Annotated in this window: 3 protein-coding genes; all 3 read right to left on the bottom strand. The window is 68.3% G+C overall.

From position 1 onward, the window contains the following. Window positions 1-1,360: PEP/pyruvate-binding domain-containing protein (locus AC3XYG_RS08025; protein ID WP_489139289.1), on the bottom strand; the 1,360-nt coding region annotated here is incomplete at its 3' end. A 637-nt stretch (window positions 1,361-1,997) separates the two neighbouring features. Next, the gene (gene glyS / locus AC3XYG_RS08020; protein ID WP_489139288.1) at window positions 1,998-4,100 is read right to left on the bottom strand and encodes a glycine--tRNA ligase subunit beta; all 2,103 of its coding nucleotides are present in this window, start codon (window positions 4,098-4,100) and stop codon (window positions 1,998-2,000) included. 11 nt (window positions 4,101-4,111) lie between these two features. Next, window positions 4,112-4,229, bottom strand: a 118-nt coding sequence (locus AC3XYG_RS08015) for a glycine--tRNA ligase subunit alpha (protein WP_489139290.1), incomplete at its 5' end; no start/stop codon positions are given.

Here is a 4,229-nt window from a genome sequence, read left to right as displayed (position 1 = left end):
CGTGCATGCCGTGGATGTCCTCCGGGCTGGTTTCCTCACGCACCAGGATCACCCGGTCGCCCATCTGGGCCAGGGTCTCGGCCTCGTCGGCGGTCAGCACGATCTTGCCCGAGGCGGCGCCGGGCGACGCCGGCAGGCCCTTGGTGATGACGTCGCGCTTCGCCTTGGGGTCCAGCGTCGGGTGCAGCAACTGGTCGAGCGCCTGCGGCTCGACCCGGCGCACCGCCTCGCGCTGGTCGATCACCCCGCCCTCGGCCAGCTCGACCGCGATGCGCAGCGCAGCGGCCGCGGTGCGCTTGCCGTTGCGGGTCTGCAGGATGTAGAGCCGGCCCTGCTGGACCGTGAACTCGATGTCCTGCATGTCGCGATAATGGCCTTCCAGCCGGTCGCGAATGTCGCACAGCTGCCGGTAGGTCTCCGGCATCGTCTCTTCCATCGACGGCAGGTCGCTGCCCGCCGCCTCGCGCGACACCTTGGTCAGGTTCTGCGGCGTGCGGATGCCGGCGACCACGTCCTCGCCCTGGGCGTTGACCAGGTATTCGCCGTAGAAGGCGTTCTCGCCGGTCGACGGGTTGCGGGTAAAGGCGACGCCGGTGGCGCAATCGTCACCCATGTTGCCGAACACCATGGCCTGGACGGTGACCGCCGTGCCCCAGCTGGCCGGGATGTCGTGCAGCCGGCGATAGGTGATGGCGCGTTGGTTCATCCAGGAGCCGAACACGGCGCCGACCGCACCCCAGAGCTGGTCTTCCGGATCCTGCGGGAAGGGCTGGCCCAGATCGGTCTCGACCACCGATTTGTAGCGGTCGACCAGGGTCTGCAGGTCCTGCGCGCTCAGCTCGGTGTCCAGCGACACGCCGCGCTCGCGCTTGATGCCCTCGAGCTCGTCCTCGAAGCGGTAATGCTCCACCCCCAGCACGACGTCGCCATACATCTGGATGAAGCGGCGATAGCTGTCATAGGCGAAGCGGTCGTCGCCGGTGCCCACGGCGAGGCCGCTGACGGTCTCGTCGTTCAGGCCGAGATTGAGCACCGTGTCCATCATGCCCGGCATCGAGGCGCGGGCGCCGGAGCGGACGGAGACCAGCAGCGGGTTGGTCTTGTCGCCGAACTTGGCGCCGACCACCGATTCGATCGCGCCGAGCGCGGCCTGGACCTGGGTCTTCAGCTCGTCCGGATAGGTCCGGCCGTTATCGTAGTAGTGCGAGCACAGCTCGGTGGTGATGGTGAAGCCGGGCGGTACCGGCAGCCCCAGGACGCTCATCTCAGCGAGGTTGGCCCCCTTGCCGCCGAGAAGGTTGCGCATATCGGCGCGGCCATCGGCCTTGCCGTTCCCGAAGCCGTAGACCCATTTGGTCATAACGTTCGACTCTCCACCTTGGCGTGCTTGGGAGAAGGACGGAGCCCGGGCCGACGACCCGGGGCGGCAAAGGCGGCACGACGCAACCGAACCGGGCCCATCATAGGGCCCGGCAACGAACAGGCGACCGGCAAACGACGTCTGCGGTCCGGTGCATCATACCTCCGCCTCGATCCAGCGTAGCGGGGAAACGGTCGAATCCCCCTACGTGTTCCTTGCCTTGCACCGCAGCGAGCCGATGAAGTCAAGCGCGGAAAGCCGGCGGAAATCCTCGTACTTTTACCTTTTTGCAGCGCAACGAGGCGCCGTCACGATTCGTAAGGGTAGAGATAAAAATCGTTGAGTGACTGCTAAGCGGGCATAGGAGATTGCCCCAGCCCGACTGAATCGGCCATGAGACAAAAACGGCGAGTCGACGCGAGGCCGCCGAATCCGGGCATGAGGACGCGCGACGGCCCTTATCCGGTTTGCGCCAGCCGAGGCGCGGCCGAATGACGCGCCAAGGGTATAGGGGCCGTCGGCCGGATCCGTCTGAGCCCCTTTTTCTGTCATTGCCGGGTCAAGCCCGGCAATGACAGTTGTGGGGGAATGCTCATAAACCCCGCATCGAACACGGTGGCTACAAGCGTTCGGTGAACTAGCCTTCGACCTTCGAGAAGTCGGCGACCGCATCCATCGAGCGCGCCAGGTCTTCCAGCAGCGCCAGCCGGTTGCGGCGCAGCGCCGGGTCCGGATCGTTGACCAGCACCGCGTCGAAGAAGGCGTCGACCGCCGGCCGCCAGCCGGCCAGCACGGTCATGGCACCGCCGAAATCACCGCCGGCCAAGGCGGCGCGCAGCGGCTCGACATCCGCCTCCAGCCGCTCGAACAGCGACTGTTCCTCCGCCATGGTGAAGCGCGACGGGTCGACATCGCCGAAGGCCTCGACCCCGTCCTTCTTGCGCTCGATCCGGGCGATGTTGCCGGCGCGGCGATAGGCGGTCAGCAGGTTGGCGCCGTCCTCGGTGCCGAGGAAGCCGGCCAGCGCGTCGACCCGGCCGAGCAGACGCAGCAGATCGTCTTCCGCCCCGACGGCGAAGACCGCATCGACCAGATCGTGGCGGACACCCTTCTCGCGCATCGCCACCTTCAGACGATCGGCGATGAAGGTCAGCAGGTCCTCGACCACCACAGCCTTGTCGCGCAAGCCCTCGACGCGATAGGCGTCCCAGGCCGCACCGAAGGCCTGGCGCAGCGGCAGGGCCAGCTTGTTCTCGTCGATCAACCGGATCACGCCCAGTGCGGCGCGGCGCAGGGCATAGGGGTCGCGGCTGCCCGTCGGCTTCTCGTCGATGGCGAAAAAGCCGGCCAGGGTGTCGATCTTGTCGGCCAGGGCCACGGCGATCGACACCGGCGCGGTCGGGCAGCGATCGCTGGGCCCCACCGGCTTGTAGTGGTCGGCGATCGCCTCGGCCACCTCGGCCGGCTCACCCTGGGCCAGGGCGTAGTAGCGGCCCATCAGCCCCTGCAGCTCCGGGAACTCGCCGACCATCTCCGAAGTCAAATCGGCCTTGGCCAGCCGCGCGGCCCGCGCGGCCCGGGCCGGGTCGGCGCCGAGCGCCGGCGCCAGGGCGGCGGCCAGCGCCGCCATGCGCTCGACCTTCTGCGCCACGCTGCCGAGCTTGGCGTGGAAGGTCACCTTTTCCAGATCCTTGACCCGGTTTTCCAGCGGCGTCTTGCGGTCCTGGTCCCAGAAGAACTTGGCGTCGGACAGGCGGGCGCGCAGCACCCTCTCATTGCCGTCGATGACGGTGGCGCCGCCATCCCTGGTCTCGGTGTTGGCGACCACGGCGAAGCGCGCCGCCAGCTTGCCATCCGCCCCTTCCAGGGCGAAATAGCGCTGATGCGTGCGCATCGAGGTCACCAGCACCTCCGCCGGCACGTCCATGAAGGCATCGTCGATGCGGCCGAGATAGGCCACCGGCCATTCGACCAGCCCGGTCACCTCGTCCAGCAGGCCCGGATCGTCGCGCAGCGCCAGCCCGGCCGCCTTGGCCTGCTGTTCGACCTGCGCCTTGATCAGCGCCTTGCGCTCCTCGCGGTCGAGCACGACACGGGCGTCGCGCAGCTTCGCCTTGTAGTCGGCAAAGCCGGTGACCTTGATGCGTTGCGGCGCCAGGAAGCGATGGCCGACCGTGCTGTCGACCGCCGCCTTGGCCCCCTGGCCCGACCCGTCGATGTCGGGCTTGTGCAGATCATAGCGGAACGGCACCAGCTGACCATCGAACAGCGCCAGCACATGGTGCAGCGGGCGCACCCAGCGCACCACCTGCTCCGCCGCCCGCATCGATTTCGGCCAGGGCAGGCCGAGGATCGCCTTGCGGATCACCTCCGGCAGCAGATCGGCGGTCGGGCCGCCCGGAACGGTCAGGCTGGCGAACCAGATCTTGCCCTTCGGCGTGTCGCGCTGTTCGCACTGGTCCAGCGTCAGCCCGGTCGCCTTCAGGAAGCCGTCGATCGCCTGTTGCGGCGCGTCGACCTTGGGGCCCTTGCGCTCCTCGACCACGTCGGGGCGCACCGCCGGCAGGCCATCGACCACCAGCGCCAGGCGCCGCGGCGTGACATGGGCTTCGGCCGTGGCGAAGGCCAGGCCGGCCGCCTTCAGTGCGTCGGTGACCAGGGACTTCAGATCCTCCGCGGCGCGCGCCAGCATGCGGGCCGGGATCTCTTCGGAGAAGAGTTCGAGCAGGAATTCAGCCATGTCAGCCCCCCTCAGGCCGCGTCGAGCCAGAGTCGGCAGCAGGCCCGGGCGAGGTCCCGCACACGACCGATATAGGCGGCGCGCTCGACCACGGAGATCACGCCGCGGGCGTCGAGCAGGTTGAAGTTG

Source organism: Inquilinus sp. (assembly GCF_057815775.1).
This window is presented reverse-complemented; position numbering and strand designations above follow the sequence as displayed.

What these genes read in the sequence shown, in the direction of transcription:
- glyS (WP_489139288.1), bottom strand. Translation starts at nt 4,100, where the DNA reads ATGGCTGAATTCCTGCTCGAACTCTTCTCCGAAGAGATCCCGGCCCGC.